General features: G+C 67.5%; 18 protein-coding genes. 10 read left to right on the plus strand and 8 right to left on the minus strand.

The genetic code is table 11. The features are described from left to right. Positions 1–47: 47 nt before the first annotated feature. Positions 48–1,571 (plus strand): Do family serine endopeptidase, encoded by a 1,524-nt coding sequence (locus ASE75_RS04860; protein ID WP_055929830.1) that lies wholly within the window; start codon positions 48–50, stop codon positions 1,569–1,571. A 191-nt stretch (positions 1,572–1,762) separates the two neighbouring features. Here the strand turns inward: ASE75_RS04860 and ASE75_RS04865 are convergent, their stop codons facing one another. After that, on the minus strand, positions 1,763–2,563 hold the full coding sequence (locus ASE75_RS04865; RefSeq protein WP_055929833.1) for a ferredoxin--NADP reductase: 801 nt from the start codon (positions 2,561–2,563) through the stop codon (positions 1,763–1,765). Positions 2,564–2,773: 210 nt separating this feature from the next. Then, positions 2,774–4,825 carry a M13 family metallopeptidase gene (locus tag ASE75_RS04870; RefSeq protein WP_055929836.1) on the minus strand — a complete coding sequence of 684 codons (2,052 nt, stop codon included), beginning with the start codon at positions 4,823–4,825 and terminating at the stop codon, positions 2,774–2,776. A 146-nt stretch (positions 4,826–4,971) separates the two neighbouring features. Here ASE75_RS04870 and ASE75_RS04875 point away from each other — a divergent pair, with 146 nt between their 5' ends. Continuing rightward, positions 4,972–5,274 (plus strand): polyhydroxyalkanoic acid system family protein, encoded by a 303-nt coding sequence (locus tag ASE75_RS04875; protein ID WP_055930984.1) that lies wholly within the window; start codon positions 4,972–4,974, stop codon positions 5,272–5,274. A 6-nt stretch (positions 5,275–5,280) separates the two neighbouring features. Here the strand turns inward: ASE75_RS04875 and ASE75_RS04880 are convergent, their stop codons facing one another. Further along, positions 5,281–6,390, minus strand: coding sequence for a glycosyltransferase (locus ASE75_RS04880; RefSeq protein WP_055929839.1), 1,110 nt, complete (start codon positions 6,388–6,390; stop codon positions 5,281–5,283). A 183-nt stretch (positions 6,391–6,573) separates the two neighbouring features. Here ASE75_RS04880 and ASE75_RS04885 point away from each other — a divergent pair, with 183 nt between their 5' ends. From ASE75_RS04885 to ASE75_RS04895, 3 genes are read left to right on the plus strand one after another with little or no spacing between them, the layout of a single operon-like run. Continuing rightward, positions 6,574–7,518: a hypothetical protein gene (locus ASE75_RS04885; RefSeq protein WP_055929842.1), complete on the plus strand. Its 945-nt coding sequence runs from the start codon at positions 6,574–6,576 to the stop codon at positions 7,516–7,518. A 5-nt stretch (positions 7,519–7,523) separates the two neighbouring features. Further along, positions 7,524–8,048 carry a DUF2141 domain-containing protein gene (locus ASE75_RS04890; protein ID WP_082463817.1) on the plus strand — a complete coding sequence of 175 codons (525 nt, stop codon included), beginning with the start codon at positions 7,524–7,526 and terminating at the stop codon, positions 8,046–8,048. Positions 8,049–8,060: 12 nt separating this feature from the next. Next, a complete protein-coding gene (locus ASE75_RS04895; protein WP_055929845.1) occupies positions 8,061–9,239 on the plus strand; it encodes a glycosyltransferase in 1,179 nt (392 codons plus the stop codon). Here ASE75_RS04895 and ASE75_RS04900 read toward each other — a convergent pair. Together ASE75_RS04900 and ASE75_RS04905 are read right to left on the minus strand one after the other, a co-directional pair. Further along, positions 9,236–10,138: an endo alpha-1,4 polygalactosaminidase gene (locus ASE75_RS04900; RefSeq protein WP_055929848.1), complete on the minus strand. Its 903-nt coding sequence runs from the start codon at positions 10,136–10,138 to the stop codon at positions 9,236–9,238. The genes ASE75_RS04895 and ASE75_RS04900 overlap by 4 nt on opposite strands. Positions 10,139–10,212: 74 nt before the next feature. Further along, positions 10,213–11,622: a glycosyltransferase family 39 protein gene (locus ASE75_RS04905; protein WP_055929851.1), complete on the minus strand. Its 1,410-nt coding sequence runs from the start codon at positions 11,620–11,622 to the stop codon at positions 10,213–10,215. Between the two features lie 139 nt (positions 11,623–11,761). On the opposite strand from ASE75_RS04905, the gene ASE75_RS04910 reads away from it, so the two are divergent. Next, positions 11,762–13,390 carry an alkaline phosphatase D family protein gene (locus ASE75_RS04910; RefSeq protein WP_055929855.1) on the plus strand — a complete coding sequence of 543 codons (1,629 nt, stop codon included), beginning with the start codon at positions 11,762–11,764 and terminating at the stop codon, positions 13,388–13,390. Positions 13,391–13,417: 27 nt separating this feature from the next. Here ASE75_RS04910 and ASE75_RS04915 read toward each other — a convergent pair whose 3' ends face one another. The 3 genes from ASE75_RS04915 to ubiG all read right to left on the minus strand — a co-directional run bounded on the left by ASE75_RS04915 (position 13,418) and on the right by ubiG (position 15,472). Next, complete coding sequence (locus tag ASE75_RS04915; protein WP_055929858.1) at positions 13,418–14,404, minus strand: GGDEF domain-containing protein; 987 nt, start codon at positions 14,402–14,404, stop codon at positions 13,418–13,420. Then, positions 14,397–14,636: a hypothetical protein gene (locus ASE75_RS04920; RefSeq protein ID WP_055929861.1), complete on the minus strand. Its 240-nt coding sequence runs from the start codon at positions 14,634–14,636 to the stop codon at positions 14,397–14,399. The genes ASE75_RS04915 and ASE75_RS04920 overlap by 8 nt, the downstream gene beginning before the upstream one ends. 95 nt (positions 14,637–14,731) lie before the next feature. Continuing rightward, positions 14,732–15,472: a bifunctional 2-polyprenyl-6-hydroxyphenol methylase/3-demethylubiquinol 3-O-methyltransferase UbiG gene (gene ubiG, locus ASE75_RS04925; RefSeq protein WP_082463838.1), complete on the minus strand. Its 741-nt coding sequence runs from the start codon at positions 15,470–15,472 to the stop codon at positions 14,732–14,734. A gap of 57 nt (positions 15,473–15,529) precedes the next feature. Here ubiG and ASE75_RS04930 point away from each other — a divergent pair, with 57 nt between their 5' ends. The 4 genes from ASE75_RS04930 to ASE75_RS04945 all read left to right on the plus strand — a co-directional run bounded on the left by ASE75_RS04930 (position 15,530) and on the right by ASE75_RS04945 (position 18,960). Then, complete coding sequence (locus ASE75_RS04930) at positions 15,530–16,783, plus strand: aspartate kinase (protein ID WP_055929864.1); 1,254 nt, start codon at positions 15,530–15,532, stop codon at positions 16,781–16,783. Positions 16,784–16,907: 124 nt separating this feature from the next. Then, entirely contained in the window at positions 16,908–17,894 is a 987-nt protein-coding gene (locus ASE75_RS04935) for an NAD(P)H-dependent flavin oxidoreductase (protein ID WP_055930992.1), read from the plus strand. A 62-nt stretch (positions 17,895–17,956) separates the two neighbouring features. Further along, positions 17,957–18,628 (plus strand): glutathione S-transferase family protein, encoded by a 672-nt coding sequence (locus ASE75_RS04940; protein ID WP_055929867.1) that lies wholly within the window; start codon positions 17,957–17,959, stop codon positions 18,626–18,628. Then, positions 18,628–18,960: a tRNA-binding protein gene (locus ASE75_RS04945; RefSeq protein WP_055929870.1), complete on the plus strand. Its 333-nt coding sequence runs from the start codon at positions 18,628–18,630 to the stop codon at positions 18,958–18,960. Before ASE75_RS04940 ends, ASE75_RS04945 begins: the two co-directional genes overlap by 1 nt. Positions 18,961–18,976 lie beyond the last annotated feature (16 nt).

Below are 18,976 nucleotides of genomic sequence, written 5' to 3' on the forward strand. Positions count from 1 at the left end.
ATCCCACTTCGTACGACGAACCGACGAAACGAGAGGAATATATCCTAGTGCGTTACGCCTACGCCATTACCAGCGCCCTCCTTCTTGGCGGTGCAACCGCGACCCTCGCGTTGCAGCCGGGAACGGCGCAGACCGCGCAGAACGAACCCGCCGTCATGGCCGCCACCGCGCCCCGCCCGGGCGCGCCGATGAGCTTTGCCGACATGGTCGCCAAGCTGCAGCCGGCGGTGGTCAACATCTCCACCAAGCAGACGCTGACCGTGCCGCAGCAGGCGAACCCGTTCCAGGGCACACCGTTCGCCGAGATGTTCGGCGGGCAGATGGGCGGCGGCGGTCCGCCGGTGAAGCGTGAGGGCGGTTCGCTCGGGTCGGGCTTCCTGATCTCGCCGGATGGTTACATCGTCACCAACAACCACGTCATCGCGCCGGGTGCCAAGGGCGCGTCGGTAGATTCGATCACGGTCAAGCTGGTCGACGGCAAGGAATATGTCGCCAAGGTCGTGGGGCGTGATCCGTCGTCCGACATCGCCGTCCTGAAGGTTCAGGGCACCAACCTGCCTTATGTCCGGTTTGGTGATTCGACGCGGTCGCGGGTTGGCGACTGGGTGATCGCGATCGGCAATCCTTTCGGTATCGGCAGTTCGGTGACGGCAGGGATCGTGTCGGCGGTGCATCGCGTGACCGGTGGCGGCCCCTATGACCGGTTCATCCAGACCGATGCGTCGATCAACCAGGGCAATTCGGGCGGCCCGATGTTCGACATGAACGGCGCGGTGATCGGCATCAATTCGCAGATTTTTTCTCAGTCCGGCGGCAACATCGGCATCGGTTTTGCGATACCATCTGAGGATGCCAAGCCGATCGTCGACACGCTGATGAAGGGTGGCACGGTCAAGCGCGGCTATCTGGGCGTCGGCATCCAGCCGGTGACCGACGATATCGCGGCGGCGCTGGGCCTGCCGAAGGATCGCGGCGAACTCATCAGCCGGGTCGAGCCGAACGAGGGTGCGGCGCGCGCCGGCCTGAAGCCCGGCGACGTGGTCGTCCGCGTCAACGGCAAGGAGGTCACGCCCGAGCAGACGCTGAGCCGTCTGGTCGCCGACGTGACACCGGGCAGCACGGCCCGCCTTGACGTGATCCGCGACGGCAGGCCGGTGGCGCTGAACGCAACCGTCGGCACTCGCCCGACCGAGGACCAGTTGCAGGCACTGGCCGGTGGTGGCGATGATGACGGCTTCCCGGACGAGGATGATTCGGCAACACCGTCGTCGCCGGCGGCGAACTCGCTTGGCCTGAACGTCGTGCCGCTGACGCCGCAGATCGCCCGCTCGATCGGCGTCGATGCGACCGTTGCCGGTGTCGTCGTCGCCTCGGTCGATCCGTCGAGCGATGCGGCGCAGAAGCTGAAGCGCGGCGACGTGGTGACCTCGGTCAACCGTGTACCGGTGCGCACGGCGGCCGCGATGGCGGCCGAGGTCGCGCGTGCACGCGCGGCTGGCCGCGATCAGGTGCTGCTGTTCGTGCAACGGCAGAAGGTCGGGGTGTTCCTGCCGGTGAAGATCGGCAAGTAACCGTCCTGACGGGATAATGAAAAGGGACCGTCGCTCGGGTGAGCGGCGGTCCCTTTTTTTGCCCTGTTGGTGTCCCCGCGCGGGCGGGGGGCCAGGGTCAGGCAAGACAACGGCCTGCGGAACTCCTGGCCCTGAACCCCCGCCTGAACGGAGGAACAGGGCAAGACGGAAAACCGTATGGCGCAGGCCTTTTACCCCACGAACGCCTTCTCGATCACATACGCGCCCGGCTGCGCGTTCGAGCCTTCGTCGAAGCCCATCGCCTCGAACCGCTTGCCCATGTCGTGGATCATCGCGTTGCTGCCGCACATCATGATGCGGTCGTGGAACGGATCGAACTTTGCGGGTCCGCTCACGCCCTTGAACAGCGTGCCGTCCTCGATCAGCGCGTCGATGCGGCCGCTGGTGTGGAACGGTTCGCGGGTGACGGTCGGGACGTAGTGAAAACGGGTCGCCGCCTCCTCGCCGACCAGCGGATCGTCGGCCAGCCGTGATTCGAGCATCTCGCGGTATGCCAGATCGTTTACGCGGCGGACCGAGTGGACGATGATGACCTCGTCGAAGCGGTCATAGATGTCGGGGTCGCGCGCGACGCTCATGAACGGGGCAAGACCGGTGCCGGTCGACAGCAGGAACAGCCGCTTGCCCGGCAGCAGCGCGTCGGCGACGAGTGTGCCGACCGGCTTCTTGCCGAGATAGACCTGATCGCCGGGGACGATCTTTTGCAGGCGCGAGGTCAGCGGGCCGTCCTCGACCTTGATCGACAGGAACTCGATATGCTCGTCATAGGACGGGCTGGCGATCGAATAGGCCCGCAGCAACGGCTTCTTGCCGTCGTGCAGGCCCAGCATGATGAACTCGCCCGAACGGAACCGGAAGCTGGCCGGCCGCGACAGCGCGAAGCTGAACAGATGCTCGTTCCAGTGATGGACGCGCTCGACGGTCTCGATCGTCAGCGCCGCCGATTCGGGCAGCGGGGTTGGCGTGGTCATGCGATATCGTTCCTTCAGGCGACGGCCTTGCGCGTATCGCTCGCGCGGCCTTTGGTGCGATTGGGTGGCGGACCGATCAGGCTCGCCGCAACTGCGCCGAAATAGCAGCGTAGACGCAGAATGCAGCTTGCATTTTATCGGTCGGGGCCAAGTTGGGCTTGTCGGGGCGGAGCGGCGGACAATCGGCACGAGCCGGCCGCCGCGACCCCGTCACCAGACCTTCACGCGTTTGTCGGGGGCGAGATACAGCGCGTCGCCGGGCTTCACGTCGAAGGCGGTGTACCAGTCGTCGATGTTGCGGACCGTCTGCGCGCGGAACCGGGCGGGCGCGTGGACGTCGCCGGCGATCCCGGCGCGGATCACCTTGTCGCGCGCCTTGGCGGCCCAGGTCTGGGCGAAGGACAGGAACAGGCGCTGGTCGCCGGTCATGCCGTCGATCACCGGCATGGGCTTGCCGCCAAGCGATGCGTGATAGGCCGCGACCGCCGCCGCCAGGCCGGCCACGTCGGCAATGTTTTCGCCCAGCGTCAGCGTGCCGTTGACGTGCAGGCCGGGCAACGCCTCATACGCGTCATACTGTTTCACCAGCGCGGACCCTTGCGCCTCGAACCGGGCCAGATCCTCTTTGGTCCACCAGTTGCGCAGGCGACCGCTGGCGTCGAAATCGGCCCCCAGATTGTCGAAGCCGTGGCTGATCTCGTGACCGATGACCGCGCCGATGGCGCCGTAATTCGACGCCGCGTCGCGCTTCGGATCGTAGAACGGCGCTTCGAGGATGGCGGCGGGGAAGTTCAGCGCGTTCTGGAGCGGCAGGTTCACCGCGTTGACGGTCTGCGGCACCATCCACCATTCGCGGCGATCGACCGGCGCGCCGATCTTGGCGAGCTGGTGCTTCGTCTCGGCGGTCTGTGCGCGGCGCAGATTGCCCACGGGGTCGTCGGCGCGGATATCGAGCGCGGCATAGCTGCGCCACGTCTCGGGATAGCCGACGCCGACGACCATCGTTTCGATCTTCCGGCGCGCTTCGGCCTTGGTGGCGGGTGCCATCCAGTCGAGCGCGGCGACGCGCGCGTCGAAGGCGGCGAGAATGTTCTTCACCATCGTCTGGATGTCCGCCTTGGACGAGGCGGGGAAGTAGCGCTGGACATAGATCCTGCCCATCGCGTCGCCGAGCGCGCCGTTGACCGCACCCTGCGCCCGCTTGTCGCGCGGACGCTGCGCGGGCGTTCCGCTCAGTTCCTTGCCGTAGAAGGCGAAGGCGGCGTCGTCATACGCCTTGGGCAGGACCGACGTGACCTCGTTGATCCGGTGGAAGCGCAGCCAGTCCTGCCAGTCGGCGATCGGCTGGCTGCCGACCAGCGCCGACAGGCCGGTGACGGCCGCCGGCTGCCAGACGATGAACTGCGCCTGATTGCCGAGGTTCGCCGCCGGCCAGAAGGCGTTCCAGTCGATGCCGGGGGCCTTCATCGGGAAGTCACCGAGACTCCACGGGTTGTTCGCCTTGTGCGCGTCCTGGCTGTCGATCAGCGAGGACTGTTCTCGCGCGATCTTCGTTTCCAGTGCCACGACGCGGGCGGCGCGGGCGGCGGGATCGCTCAGGCCGGCAAGCCCGAAGATCTGCGTGACGTAGGCGAGGTAGCCGCGCCGGACCTCCGCCATCGCCGGTTCGTCCGACAGGTAATAATCGCGGTCGGGCAGGCCGAGGCCGCCCTGAAGGACATAGGGGACGGACTTCGTCGGATCGTTGAACGACTGGCTGACGAACAGGCCGAACAGGTTCTGGGTGCCGAAATCGGTCGCGTTCAGCGGATCGACGTCGGCGCGGATGTTCGCGCCGAGCATCCGCGACAGCTGGCCCTTGGTTTTCAGGGCGTCGATGGCGGCGAGATCGGCCTTTAGCGGCTTCAGCCCGCGCGCCTCGATACCGGCGGTGTCCATGAAGCCTGTGTAGTAATCGGCGATGCGGCGCTGGTCCGTGCCGGTGGCGGCGCTGGCCCTGGCCGCATCGGCGATGATCGCGGCGTTGCGTTCCTCGGCGATTTTCGAAACGGTCAGGAAGATGCCGGTCGAGGACCGGTCTGCGGGAATTTCGGTCCGCGCGCGCCATGCGCCGTTGGCATAGTCCTCGAAATCATCGCCCGGCTTCACCGTCGTGTCGAAGGCGGTCTTGTCGACGCCGGACGGCATGGTTTGCGCCAGCGCCGGGGCAGCGACGGTGGTCAGGAGGGCGGCGGCGAGCATGGATGCGGAACGACGCGACATCGACGGGATACTCCAGAAACGATTTATGACCGCCGCGATACGCCCGGTCGATCCGCCGCGCCAGAGGGATGGCCCGGACGGCGGTTGTCGCGGCCGACCCGGCCACCGATATACCGGCAACGTTGTTATTGCAGAAGGTCTTGCCCGTGTCCGAACCCGTCACTGTCGATATTCCCCACAAACTCGGCAAGGCGGAAGCCCGTCGGCGGGTCGAGCAGGGCTTCGGCAAGCTGGCCGATTTCATTCCCGGCGGATCGGTGACGCAGCATGCATGGACCGGCGACAGCCTGTCGTTCACGGTCGAGGGGATGGGGCAGCGTATCGCCGCGCGGCTGGATATCGCGGAGGACAAGGTGCACGCGGTCGTGGATTTGCCGCCGTTCCTCGCGCTGTTCGCCGACAAGATCCGCGGCAAGCTGGCCAAGGAAGGGCCGCGCCTGCTGGAGTAGCGCGCGTCAGCGAGACTGGCGATCCGCGACCAGTCGGTCGAACAGCGCGAGATAGCGCGCGGCGGAATCCGTGCCGGGCTGCGCGACGGGCGCCGGGCGAATCGCGCCTGATACAAGCCATTGCTGCAAGGCCGCGACCAGCCCGGCGTGATCGTCGCGGGCGACGATGCTGCCAAGCGCCGTTTCGGTGACGATCTCGGGAATAGAGTCGCTGGAGTCGGTCGTGACGACCGGCGTGCCCATGGCCAGTGCCTCGCGCAGCACGCCCGGGACGCCTTCGTAATCGGACGTGAGGGCGAGCAGCGCCGCGCGGGCCATCACCGGCATCGGATCGGCGGCATGGCCGGGCAGATGGACGCGGTCGGCGAGGCCGAGCCGCCGCGCCTGATCGACGATCGCCGCCCGGTCGTCGCCATCGCCAAGGATGACCAGCGCCACGTCGGGCGTCGATAGGTCGGCGAATGCCGCGATCAGCCGGTCCCACCGCTTCTGCGGCGCGAGCCGACCGACGCCGAGGATGAAGCGGCCGGCGGGAAGCGGTGGCAGGGGTGCATCCGCTTTTGGCACCGCCGGCGGGTTGGGGATGACCGTCACGCGCCCGGTCATGCGGGTGGCGCGCGTGGCGGCGGTCGCGGTCGCCGGGGTCATCGCGACCAGATGATCGAGGAACGATCCGTGCAGCGCCAGCCACCCCGCATGGACCGCGCCGGCGACGCGGCCATGATCGCCGCGATCGGGGGCGTTGGACATCTTGGCGACGATCGGCGGGACCATAGCGTGTCGACGCAGACTCGATCGGAGTCGCAGCCATAACGCGATGCCGGTGTAATAATTTCCGGCGCAGAACACGATATCGGGCCGCTCCGTCGCCACGATCGCGGGCAGGCGGCGCAACAGCGCGGCATAGTCCGGCATGTCCAGGTCGATCACGGCCAGACCCGGCGGCAGGTCGGCGGCCAGTGGTCCGCGTGCGTTTCCGACGACCAGCGTGACACGCCGCCCAAGCGCAAGCCATTGCCGCGCCAGCCGAAGTTGCGCGCGCTCCACCCCGCCGCCATCCAGCGTGCGGGCATAGGTAAGGATATGGCGGGCGGGTGACGGATCGGCGGAAGGCAAGCTGCCATGATACAGCCCAGATTGCCGCTGAAAGAAACCATAATCGGCGTGTCTGTGCCGGGATGCCCGTTCGGCGGGGCTGTTGCGGGCGAAACGATCCCCCGCTACGGCAGATGACCGCGGGGGCATTGTACAAACGGAAACCAGCCAAGGGTGCGAGTTGACCAGCCCGAACGACCACCGATGACCGCACCCGCCAGCGAAGGCGGAGCCACCGCCGCGCCATCCAGCCATGCCATCACCGATATCGCCGGGCTGGAACCGGTCAAGGCGATCCGTCGTCGCTGGCCGGCCTATATCGGTGCGCTGGTGACGGTGGCGATGGTCGTCGGCCTGGGGCGCGAGCTGTTCGGATCGGGGCTTGCCGGTCTGAACCGGTCGGTACCGCGCAGCCCGGCCTTCTATGTCTGTTTCGCGATGCTCTACATGTCGCTGCCGACCGGCGATTTCATCATTTTCCGGCGGCTGTGGACCATCCCGGTATCCGGCCTTGCCGCGCTGCTGAAGAAGCGGATCGCGAACGACGTCCTGTTCAGCTATTCGGGCGAGGCGTATTTCTATGCCTGGGCACGAGCCAAGGCGAAGATGGTGGCGGCCCCCTTCGGGGCGGTGAAGGATGTCAGCATCCTGTCGGCGATCGCGGGTAACGCGATTACCCTGGCCATGATCGCGATCGCCCTGCCGCTTGGGCACAAGCTGCTGACGCCGGACCAGTTGCAGAAGCTGATGGGATCGGCCGCGGTTGTCTTTGCGACCTCGCTGCCGTTCCTGATCTTTTCCAAGCGCGTCTTTTCGTTGCCGCGGCGTGAATTGTGGGTGGTGTTCGCCATCCACTGCGTCCGGCTGGCCGCCGGCTCGCTGCTGATCGCGCTGGCGTGGCATTTCGCGATGCCCGACGTGTCGGTCGGCATGTGGCTGTTGCTGGCGGCCGGACGTCTGCTGGTGTCGCGGTTGCCGCTGGTGCCCAACAAGGACCTTCTTTTCGCCAACTTCGCGATCATATTGATCGGTCAGGATCAGGCATTGTCCGAGCTGATCGCCTTCACGGCGGCGCTGACCCTGCTGGTCCATGTGGTGCTGATCGTCGGCTTCGGCCTTTACGGCATCGTGACGAGGAAAACGGCATGAATGGTATGTATCGCATCGCACTGGGGGCTGCGCTGACCGCGACCCTGGCGTCCGTCCCGGCCGGCGCGCGGGCGCAAGGGACGCTTGGCAGCGATGCGGCGGCTTGCGCCGCTGGCGCGCCGGCGATCCAGGCGAACATCAGCGGGCTGAAGGATCGCAAGGGCGAGCTGAAGCTGGAGCTGTATCCGGCGACCGAGGAAGATTTCCTGAAAGACGACCGTGACCTGATCGCCGCGGGCAAGACGTTCCGGCGGGTGCGCGTGCCCACGCCGGCCAGCGGCGCGACATCGCTGTGCATCCGCGTGCCGCGTCCCGGGCGCTATGCCTTGTTGTTCACGCACGACCGCGACGGCAAGAACAAGTTCAACTTCTGGTCCGACGGGGCCGGCTTTCCGAGCAACGTGAAGCTGGGCCGCCAGCGCCCGAAGCTGAAGGAGGCGCTGATCGACGTGGGCAACGGGGTTGCCGTCACCAATATCCGCGCCCAGTATCTGCGCGGGCTTGGCGGGTTTGGACCGGTCGGCGATTGAGGGGCTGACCGGGTGCGTATCGTCGACGTCAACGAACTCTATTCGCCGACCGGCGGCGGCGTCCGGACCTATATCGACCGCAAGATGGGTATCCTGGCCGAGCTGGGTCATGAACTGATCGTCCTGGCACCGGGCAAGGAGGACCGGATCGAGGATCGACCCGGCGGTGGGCAGATCCGCTATCTGAAGTCTCCCGACCTGCCGTTTGACGACAATTACGGCCTGTTCTGGGACCGCGAGCAGGTGACCGATCAGCTCGATGCGCTCGACCCCGACGTGGTCGAATGCTGTTCGCCGTGGAAGCCCGCGTGGTTCGTCGGTGACTGGCAGGGGCGGGCGGTCAAATCCTACTTCATGCACAACGACAATGTCGCCGCCTATGCGCAGCGCTGGTTCGAAGGCTTGGCCAGCCATGAGCGGATCGAACGCGCATTCGGCTGGTACACGCGGTACATGAGCCGCTTTCTCGACAAATATGACGCGGTGGTCACCAATGGACCAGCGCTGGAAAAGCGGTTGCGTGCGCGCGGCATGCGGATCGACGCGGCAATGCCGCTGGGCATCGAACGTGGGCATTTTTCGCCCGATCTGCGCGACGAGGCACTCCGCGCGGCGCTCCTGCGGCAATGCGACCTGCCGCCCGAGGGAATGCTGCTGCTGGGGCTTGGGCGGCACCATCCCGAAAAGCGCTGGGGCGTGGTGATCGACGCGGCCGAGCGGGCGGGCACGACCCTGCCGGTCGGGCTGATCCTGATCGGTACCGGCGTCGACAGCGACAACATGGCCAAGCGGATCGCCGGCAGCCCGCACATCCGCATGTTCCGCCCGGTGTATGACCGCGAACGGCTGGCGCGGATCATGGCGAGCAGCGACGCGCTGATTCACGGTGCGGAGGCCGAGCCGTTCGGACTGGTGGCGTCAGAGGCGATGGCGTCCGGCCTGCCGCTGATCGTACCCGACACCGGCGGTTGCGCCGAGGTGGCCGAACCGGCGGCGGCGGAACTGTACGAGGCGCGCAGTGCCGCGTCGGCGGCGCTGGCGATCGGACGGATGCGCGACCGCGACCCCGAACTGCTGCGTCGCGCGGCGATCGTCGCCGCCGGCCGCGTCCGCAGCGACCGGGAACATGCGGTCGAACTGATGGACTATTATGCCGGACTGGTCGCGGCAAATCGCGACCGGGCGGCCTAGTCGCAGCTGAAGCGGGACCGGTCGTCCAGTTCGAGCGGCAGGATCAGTGTCCGGAACGAGTCGGCACGGGCCGTGGCGCACAGCGAGGTCCGCGCGCCGCCGCTGTTGCTCTGGTAGCGGCTGGCATATTCGGCGTTGAACACCGGCTTGCCGGCGGCGATGAAGGGCCTCAGCGCGTCACATTCGGCAAACTCGTGGCATTGCTCGTTCACCGCGAAGTCGAAATCGGGGGCGAGCGCGGCGACCTGGTCCAGATCGTTCTTCAGTGCGACGGCGAGACCCCGGCTGTGCGCCTCTGTCGCGAGAAAGCGGTTGTAGCGGAGTTGGTCGGCGGCGGTCAGGCGCAGGCCGTTGCTGTTGGCATAACCATCGACATTGTCCGGCTCGACCCCGTCGCAGCCCTTGGTGACGGCCAGGTCCAGGCGGCGACGCATGACCGCACGGACGCTGTCCGACCGGATGTCGAGCCAGCGTTCGCCGGGCCAGCCATCCAGCGGATTGCCGAGGTCGGTCGGCAGGAAGCTGCCGAAATCGGCGCGGAAGTTTTCAGCGGAGCCGGCCGAGAAATAGCAGACGACGCGGCGGCCCTGCGCGTGCAGGCGGGTGATGGCCTGCTGCGGTACATCGACCAGATCGACGTCGTAGACGCGGACGTCGTAGCCGGTGTTGATCGTCCCGCTCAACTGCCACTGCCAGGTGTCGCCGACCACCGGGGTCCACCGGGTCGAGGCGACCGGGGTCGGAGTCGGGGTTGGCGTGGGCGCCGGGGCCGGTGCCGGAGTCGGGGCGGGCGTTGGGACGACCGCGATCGGGTCCGGATCCTCGCCACTGCCGCCGCCGCATCCAAGCAGGAGCAGGGCCGGAGCAAGCGCGGCGGCAAGACGGGTCGACGGTGTCATGGCAAATGATGCTCCGGCGCGGGCGATGGTGCGCGACGGTGCCTACCGCGCAAATGTTGCCAAAGCACTGATCCTCACGGCCGGACGAACAGTCGCCAGCGTCCGGCCGGGACTTCGCGGTAGCCAGCCGCACGGGCTGCCTTCGCCAGTCTGGCGTCGAGCGCGTCGTCGCCGCTGCTCCACGCGCCTTCGCCGCCGGTCAGGACGGCGGGTGCGACGAGCCGGGGACGGTCGCCCGACATCAGGTGCAACCGGCGTTCCGCCGCCGCATCGAGCAGCGCGCGGCTGCGGAAATAGAACGGGCCGGTCGCGAACACCGGATCGGGCAGGCGACCGGTGGCGGCGAGAATCTGCGGCGAGAGAGTCGCGACGGGGCCGCGAACGCCGGCTGTGTCCATCGCCTGCTTCACCAAGGCTCCCTGCGACGCGGCATAGCCCATCGACGTACCCGTGCGGGTCAGCGCGAGGATCGACGGCACCAGACCGGCGATTGCGAAAACCACCAACAGACCGCGGGTGCGTTGGCCGGGTGGCTCGTGCGTCCAGACCATTGCCAGCAGCACGAACAGCGGCGGCAGGGCCGGCAGCAGATATTGTCGCCACGTCGGTTCGGGCATCAGCGCCGCGACCAGGCCCGCGAGTGCCAGCGCCTGCATCACGCGCCGGCCCGGCGTCCGCCACTGGCGCGCGACGATCCAGATCGCGGGCAGGGCCGCGCCGAGTGCCAGGAACTTCAACGTGTCGATGCCCTTGGCGGCGAGCGACAGTTTCCACGGGCGGGCGGCGTAATATTCGGCAGGCGCACGCGCCGGGAAGGTCAGCGTGCCGAATATGAAGCCCCCGGGCGCAGTAGCCCACAACGCGCCGACCAGCGCGACCATCGGCAGCGCGCCGAGTGACAGCCACGCGGCCACGCGGGGACGGCGGACCAGCAGGTACGCGCCATAGGCGATGGCCGGCAGGGCATAGGACACCTTCGCCGCTGCCGCCGCCGCCAGGGCAAAGCCGACACCCACGACAAGCCGACGCCCCGTATCTCCGCGTTCGAGGCGGACGATGCCGACCAGCGCCGCGGCAAGCAACGCGACCGGCAGCGCGTCGTTGCGGGCGGTGCCGATGCTGAACAACAGGATGTCGGTGCCGGCGAACAGCAAGGCCGCCGCCAGCGCGGGCGTGGGGGCCGCACCGGCGACCCGCGCCGCCCGGTGGATGCAGGCAATGGCGACGATGCCGAGCAGCGCGTTCACGACCCGCAATGCCGGCCATGTCCATGCCCCGGCGATGGCCGCCACCGGCGCGAACAGCAGCGGTTGCAGCGGCGTCTGGAGATAGGCGTAATCGCGGTAGGGCAGCCCCCCGGCCGCGCTGAGCATCGCGGCCGCGACATACTGGCTTTCGTCATGGTCGATCGGCCGCAACCACGCGAGCAGAACTGCCACGAGGGCGAGCGTGAGCCAGATCCAGACGGGACAGGGGCGGGTCATAGGGGGCGGGTCATGCCGGCAGGGCCTACGGTCGAAACGCGCCGGTCGCAACGATCGGGTTGGCCGGTGCGGCTGTCATACGCGCTTCACATGCCGCGGCCACGGCCTGGTTCGTCCCACGCGTACCAAGGATGATCCCATGTCGTTACCCATCGACCGTCGCTCGCTGATCGCCACCGGAACGCTGGGTCTGGGCGCGTTCGCCATTCCCGGTTTCGCGGCGGTGCCCGTCGTGGGCGTGTTGCGCGGATTCAGCCACGGCGTCGCCAGCGGCGAACCGGCGGCGACATCGGTGCTGCTGTGGACGCGCTATGTGCCCACGACCGGTGACGGCGCAATCGACGTGCGGGTCGAACTGGCCGAGCGCGCCGATTTCGCGACGATCGCCGGCGGGGGCGTCATGCAGACCGGGCCGTGGCGCGATCATACGGTCAAGATCACCGTCGACGGGCTGAAGCCTGGCCGTACCTATCACTATCGATTCATCGCGCCGGACGGCACGAAATCGGCGATCGGCACGACCAGGACGCTGCCCGAGGGTGGCGTCGTGGCGTTCCGGGCGGCGATCTTCTCGTGCTCGAATCTCGCCTTTGGCTGGTTCAACGCCTATGGTCATGCGGCCGCGCGCGACGACCTTGATCTCGCCATCCATCTCGGTGACTATTTCTACGAATATGCGCCGGGCGGCTATCCGGCGCTGAAGGACACGGTGGCCGGGCGCCTGCCCGAGCCGCAGCATGAGATAGTCGCGCTGGCCGATTACCGGCTTCGCTACGCCAGCTACCGCGCCGATCCCGACCTGCAGGCGCTGCACGCGAAGCTGCCGATGATCGTGCAGTGGGATGACCATGAATCGGCCAATGATTCGTGGGAGGGCGGTGCGGAAAACCACACGCCGGGGACGGAAGGCGACTGGAATGCGCGCAAGGCGGCGGCGATCCAGGCGTATCGCGAATGGATGCCGGTCAGCGACGAGCCGTGGAAGGCGTATGACATCGGCACGCTTGCCACGCTGTTCCGCACCGAAACGCGGTTGCTCAGCCGGACCGAACAACCCGACCTGAGTCCGATGTTCACACAGGCCGATCCCGTCGCCGCGCTGACGGCGTTTCGCGACGGGGCCTGGATGGACCCGGCGGCGACGATGATGGGGACGCAGCAGGAAAGCTGGCTGACCCAGGGGATGCGCGCCAGCGTGACGGCGGGCGTGCGCTGGCAACTGGCGGGGTTTGGCACGATCATGGGTCAGACCGACATGCCGGCGGATGCCGGCGGCTGGCTGAACCCAGCCAACGACCGCGCGCGCGGCTATGTCGAGCGCGGGATCGCGGCGGCGAAAGTCGGCCTGCCGTTCAATTTCGACAATTGGGGTGGCTATCCGGCGGCGCGCGCGCGGTTCCTGCGGGGGGCGCAAGCGGCGGGCGCGAACCTGATCGTGCTGTCGGGCGACAGCCATAATGCCTGGGCCTATGATCTGGCGCAGGACGGTCGCGCGGCGGGCGTGGAGTTCGCGGGGCAGGGCGTGACGTCGCCGGGGTTCGAATCCGCGCTGTCGGTCGATCCGAAGCTGGTGGCGCGCGGGCTGGTCGCGGCCAACCCGGAACTGAAATGGTGCGACACCAGCCGCCGGGGCTACATGGCGATCACGCTGACCCCCGATCAGGTGACCAACGACTGGGTGTTCGTCGATTCGATCAGGACACGCGGTCTGGGCGCGAGCATCGGCCACCGGGCGGTCGTGCGGCGCGGGCGCAATGTGATGGGATGAGCGCCGACCGGGCGGGTCGGGCAGCGGTCACGCCGGGTCCGCCAGCCGGGTGCAGTTGCGACCCGCCGATTTCGCCGCGTAGAGCATCGTATCGGCGCGCTCCAGCCACGCGGTCACGGTGCTGACGGCCGGGGTCAGCGCAGCCACGCCGAAGCTGGCGGTGACATGGATGCGGTCGCCGGCGGGCAGCCGCATCGGGTGGTCCGCGATCGCGCGGCGCATGCGCTCCGCCACCAGCATCGCCTCGTCCGCGCCGGTTTCGGGCAAGAGGATCGCGAACTCCTCGCCACCGATCCGGCCAAAGACGTCGATCGGCCGCAGGGTCGCGCCGGCGATCTTCGCGATCTGGTGCAGGACCTGATCGCCGATCACATGGCCGTGGGTATCATTGACCGATTTGAAATGATCGACGTCCAGCATCACCAGCGTCGTCGGGCGGTCGCTGCGCCGCGACCGGGCAATCTCCCGCTCGGCCTGCTCGACGAACCCGCGGCGGGTCAGCGCGCCGGTCAAATGGTCGACCTGCGCGATCATGCGAAGTTCGAGTTCGTCGCAGACGATGTTCGCGAAATTGGACAGGATGGCGATGTCGGCCGGGCTGAATCGCCGGCTGCGCGTATCCATCGCGCACAGCGACCCGACATTATACCCCTCGGGCGTGCGCAGCGGAATGCCGGCATAGCTGCGGATATAGGGCGGACCCATGACCAGCGGACTGTCGGCGAAGCGCGGATCGAGATGCGCGTCCTCGATGATGAGCGGGTCGCGTTGCTGGATGGTGTGGGTGCAGAACGAAACCGAGCGCGGCGTTTCCTGCACGTCGAGGCCGCGTTGCGCCTTGAACCACTGACGGTCGCGATCGACCAGCGTGACCGTGGCGATCGGGACGGCCAGGATCGTGCGCACCAGCGTGACGATCTTCTCGAACGGCTTTTCGACCGCGCTGTCGAGCACGTCGAGCCGGCGCAGGGCGGCGATGCGGGCGTCGTCATCCAGAAGCTGCGCGTCATTCATCATGCGGACCCTTCATGATGCCGCGGATTGCGACCGTCAGTTCGTCGGCATAGCTGTCGACCAGCGTGCGAACGCTGGATTCGACCATGGCGTCGTCAAGACCCGCCGCCTTCAGGGTGGCGATGAGGTCGACCAGATGGGCCTGGTGGCGGGTGACGCTGGCCAGCAGCGCGTCCGGGATCTCCAGCGGTTCGGCGGCGGTCGGTGCAGGATGCAGTTCGGTGATACGCACGGATCGGCCTTTTCGACGATGATGCCGTCGGTTTACGGCCGAAGCGTTAACGAGAGGGTTAACGAAACCGTCGCGCCGGTTGCGCTCCCCTTGGCCTACCGCCTGATTGCCGTGACGAAATAATCGAGCGCGGTGGAATTGCCGAGCGTGAAACCGGTGGCCGGGCTGAACCCCAGGCCGCGCGTGTCGACGACGGTCATGCCGGCGGCGTCGAGCAGCGCGGTCAGATCCTCCGGTGTCAGGAAACGGTCCCAGTCGTGGGTGCCGCGCGGGATACGCCCGGTGCCTTCCGCCAGCGTGACGATCGCCAGACGCGACAGGGGGGTACGGTTGGGGGTCGACAGGATCATCAGTCCACCCGCCGCCAGTGCGCCGGCAAGCCCGCGCACGAAGCCGGCCTGATCGCTGACATGCTCGATCACCTCAAGGCTGGTGACGAGGTCGAACCGCTGGTCGCCGATCGATTCAATGCCGCCCGCGCGGTAGTCGATGGTCAGGCCGACGCTGGCGGCATGCGCTTCGGCGACCGCGATATTCTCCGGCGCGGCGTCGATGCCGGTCACGGCCGCGCCCAGCCGGGCGAGTGGCTCGCACAACAGCCCGGCCCCGCAGCCGACATCAAGCGCGGTGCGGCCCGCCAGCGGCGTGAAGCCGGTGCCGTTGCCCGACCAGTGCAGGTCGACCTGACCCCGGATATAGCCGAGGCGGACCGGGTTCAGCTTGTGCAGCATCGCCGACGATCCCCTGGGATCCCACCAGTCGGCGGCCATCGTCCCGAAATGCGCGGCCTCGCTCGGGTTGATCGTTACGGTTGTGTTGCTGGTGTCGCTTGCCATCGTCATGCGCGCTACCTATCAGGCAGGCCGCTTTGACCCAAGGAGTTTGGCGGCACTATGGCGCGGATCGTGATGAAGTTCGGCGGCACGTCGATGGCCGGAATCGAACGTATCCGCAATGTCGCGGCGCGCGTGAAGCGCGAGGTGGACGCCGGCAACCAGGTCGCGGTCGTCGTGTCGGCGATGGCGGGCGAGACCGACCGGCTGGTCGGCTTCTGCCGCGAGGCGTCGCCGCTGTACGACGCGCAGGAATATGACGTCGTCGTCTCGGCGGGCGAACAGATCACCAGTGGCCTGCTGGCCATCGCGTTGCAGGCGGCAGGCGTGCCCGCGCGGTCGTGGCTCGGCTGGCAGTTGCCGATCAGCACGTCGGACGCACACGCCTCCGCTCGGATCGGCGAGATCGACATGGGTGCGCTGAACGCCAGCCTGTCGGACGGCGTCGTCGCGGTCATCCCCGGTTTCCAGGGCGTGACCGACGGCGGCCGCGTGACGACGCTGGGGCGTGGCGGGTCGGACACGTCCGCGGTCGCGGTCGCGGCGGCGATGAAGGCCGAACGCTGCGACATCTACACCGACGTTGACGGCGTCTACACGACCGACCCCCGCATCGTGCCGCGCGCGCGCAAGCTGGGCAAGGTGACGTATGAGGAGATGCTTGAACTGGCCAGCGTCGGCGCCAAGGTGCTGCAGACGCGCTCGGTCGGTCTGGCGATGAAGGAAAATGTCCGTGTCCGGGTGTTGTCGTCGTTCGACGACAGCAAGGACGAGGATGGCCACCGCGGAACGCTCATCGTGGGCGAAGAGGAAGTCGACGACATGGAACGCCAGCTCATCACCGGTATCGCCCACGACAAGAACGAGGCGAAGATCACGCTGACCCAGGTCAGCGACCGGCCCGGATCGGTCGCGGCGATCTTCGCGCCGCTGGCCGATGCCGGCATCAACGTCGACATGATCGTGCAGAACGTCGCGCACTCGACAGGCTCGACCGATGTGACCTTCACCGTGCCCGCCGCCGATCTGGCCCGCTCGCTCGACGTGCTGGACAAGGCGAAGGGCGATATCGGTTTCGACAGCCTCGTCCATGACACGCGCGTCGCCAAGGTGTCGGTCGTCGGGGTCGGGATGCGCAGCCATGCGGGCGTCGCCGCCACGATGTTCTCGACGCTGGGCGACCGGGGCATCAACATCCTCGCCATCGCCACGTCGGAGATCAAGGTCAGCGTGCTGATCGAGGAGGATTATACCGAACTCGCCGTACGCGTACTGCACACGGCGTACGGGCTGGATGCCGAAGACGCCGCCTAGAACCCGCTGTCGCTTGCGGGCGCGGGCCGGGACGGGCATGAGCGCGGTCATGACCGATACGCTCGCGCCCGCCGCCCACGATTCCGCTCGCCTCGCCAGTGGCGAGGACCGTCTTGCCCGCCGCATGGCGCGCGGGGCTGCATTCCTCGGGTCCGAGGTCGCGATCATGGCGGGCGCGATGTCGTGGGTCAGCGAGCGGCATCTGGTGTCGGCGATGTCCAACGCGGGCGGCTTCGGCGTGATCGCGTGCGGGGCGATGACGCCGGCGCTGCTCGATACCGAGATCGCCGCGACGCGGGCGATGACGGACAAGCCGTTCGGCGTGAACCTCATCACCATGCACCCAGCACTGTTCGAGCTGATCGACGTCTGCGCCAGGCACAAGGTCGGGCATGTCGTGCTGGCCGGTGGGCTGCCGCCCAAGGGTAGCCTTGAGGCGATCAAGGCCTCCGGCGCGAAGGTCATCTGCTTCGCGCCGACGCTGGCGATGGCCAAGAAGCTGATCCGCAGCGGCGTCGACGCGCTGGTGATCGAGGGGATGGAGGCCGGTGGGCATATCGGGCCTGTCTCGACCAGTGTGCTGGCGCAGGAAATGCTGCCGACCATCGCCAACGACGTTCCCGTCTTCGTCGCCGGCGGCATCGGCCGGGGCGAGGCCATCGCCGGCTATCTCGACATGGGCGCGGCGGGTGTGCAGCTCGGCACGCGGTTCGTCTGCGCGACCGAATCGATCGCGCATCCCAATTTCAAGAAGGCGTTCATCCGCGCGTCGGCCCGTGACGCGGTGGCAAGCATCCAGATCGACCCGCGCCTGCCGGTCATCCCGGTCCGCGCGCTGAAAAATGCGGCGGGCGAACTGTTCGGCGCGAAGCAGCGCGAAGTCGCCCTGCTGCTCGACGGCGGCAAGGTCGAGATGCTGGAGGCGCAGTTGCAGATCGAGCATTACTGGGCCGGCGCGCTGCGCCGCGCGGTGATCGACGGCGATATCGACAACGGATCGGTCATGGCCGGCCAGTCGGTCGGCATGGTCACGAAGGAAGAGCCGATCGCCGACATCATCGCGACGCTGATGGCGGAAGCCGCGGCGGCGCTGACCGCGCGGGCGGGGTGATGCCGCAATTCCGGTAAAGCCGGCCATTGTCGGAGTCGGGCCATGGCCCTAGACCCTGCGGCATGTGGCAACTCTATCAATTTCCGCTCTGCCCCTTTTCGCGCAAGATCCGGCTCCAGCTGGGCGAAAAGGGCATAGGTTATGACCTGGTCCGCGAATCGCCGTGGGAGCGGCGGGACGAGTTTCTCGACATGAACCCGACCGGCCAGACCCCGGTGATGGCCGATGAATCGCGCGGAATCCTGTTGATCGATTCGATGGCGATCTGCGAGTATTTCGAGGAAACGGTCGAGGCATCGGCGACGATCAACGGCACCGCGACCAATCGCGCGGAGATTCGCCGACTGGTGTCGTGGTTCGACACGCAATTCTACCGCGACGTCACCGGCCCCCTGCTGCACGAACGCGTTATCAAGCGCGTGTCCAAGGCCGGATCGCCCGATGCCAAGGCTCTGCGTGAGTCGATGAAGGCGGCGGTCGGGCATCTCGATTACACCGACTATCTGCTCGACCATCGCAACTGGATGGCGGGCAGCACCTTCAGCCTGGCCGATCTGGCGGCCGCCGCGCAGATCTCGGTCGTGGATTATCTGGGCGGCATCGACTGGAAGGGCCACGAACAGACCGCGCGCTGGTATCGCGGGCTGAAAAGCCGGCCCAGCTTCCGGCCGCTGCTGGCTGAGCGGATGGAGCTGATCGGCCCGACCTCGCACTATGCGAATGTCGACTTCTGATGATCGCCTATGATGATTTTGCCCGGGTCGACATCCGCGTCGGCACGATCGTCGCGGTCGATCCGTTTCCGCAGGCGCGCAAACCCGCGTGGAAGCTGACGATTGATTTCGGCCCGGAGATCGGGGTGAAGCGGTCGTCGGCGCAGATCACCGTGCATTACACCGCTGCTACCCTGATCGGGCGGCAGGTCGCGGCGGTCGTCAATTTTCCGCCGCGCCAGATCGGGCCGATGCGCTCGGAGGTGCTGACGCTTGGCTTTCCCGACGCGGCTGGAGACGTCGTGCTGGTGTCGCCGGAACGCGCGGTGCCGAATGGCGGACGATTGTTCTGACGCCCGCCGTCCGGGA

This window comes from Sphingomonas sp. Leaf17, assembly GCF_001421505.1.
GTDB lineage: Bacteria > Pseudomonadota > Alphaproteobacteria > Sphingomonadales > Sphingomonadaceae > Sphingomonas.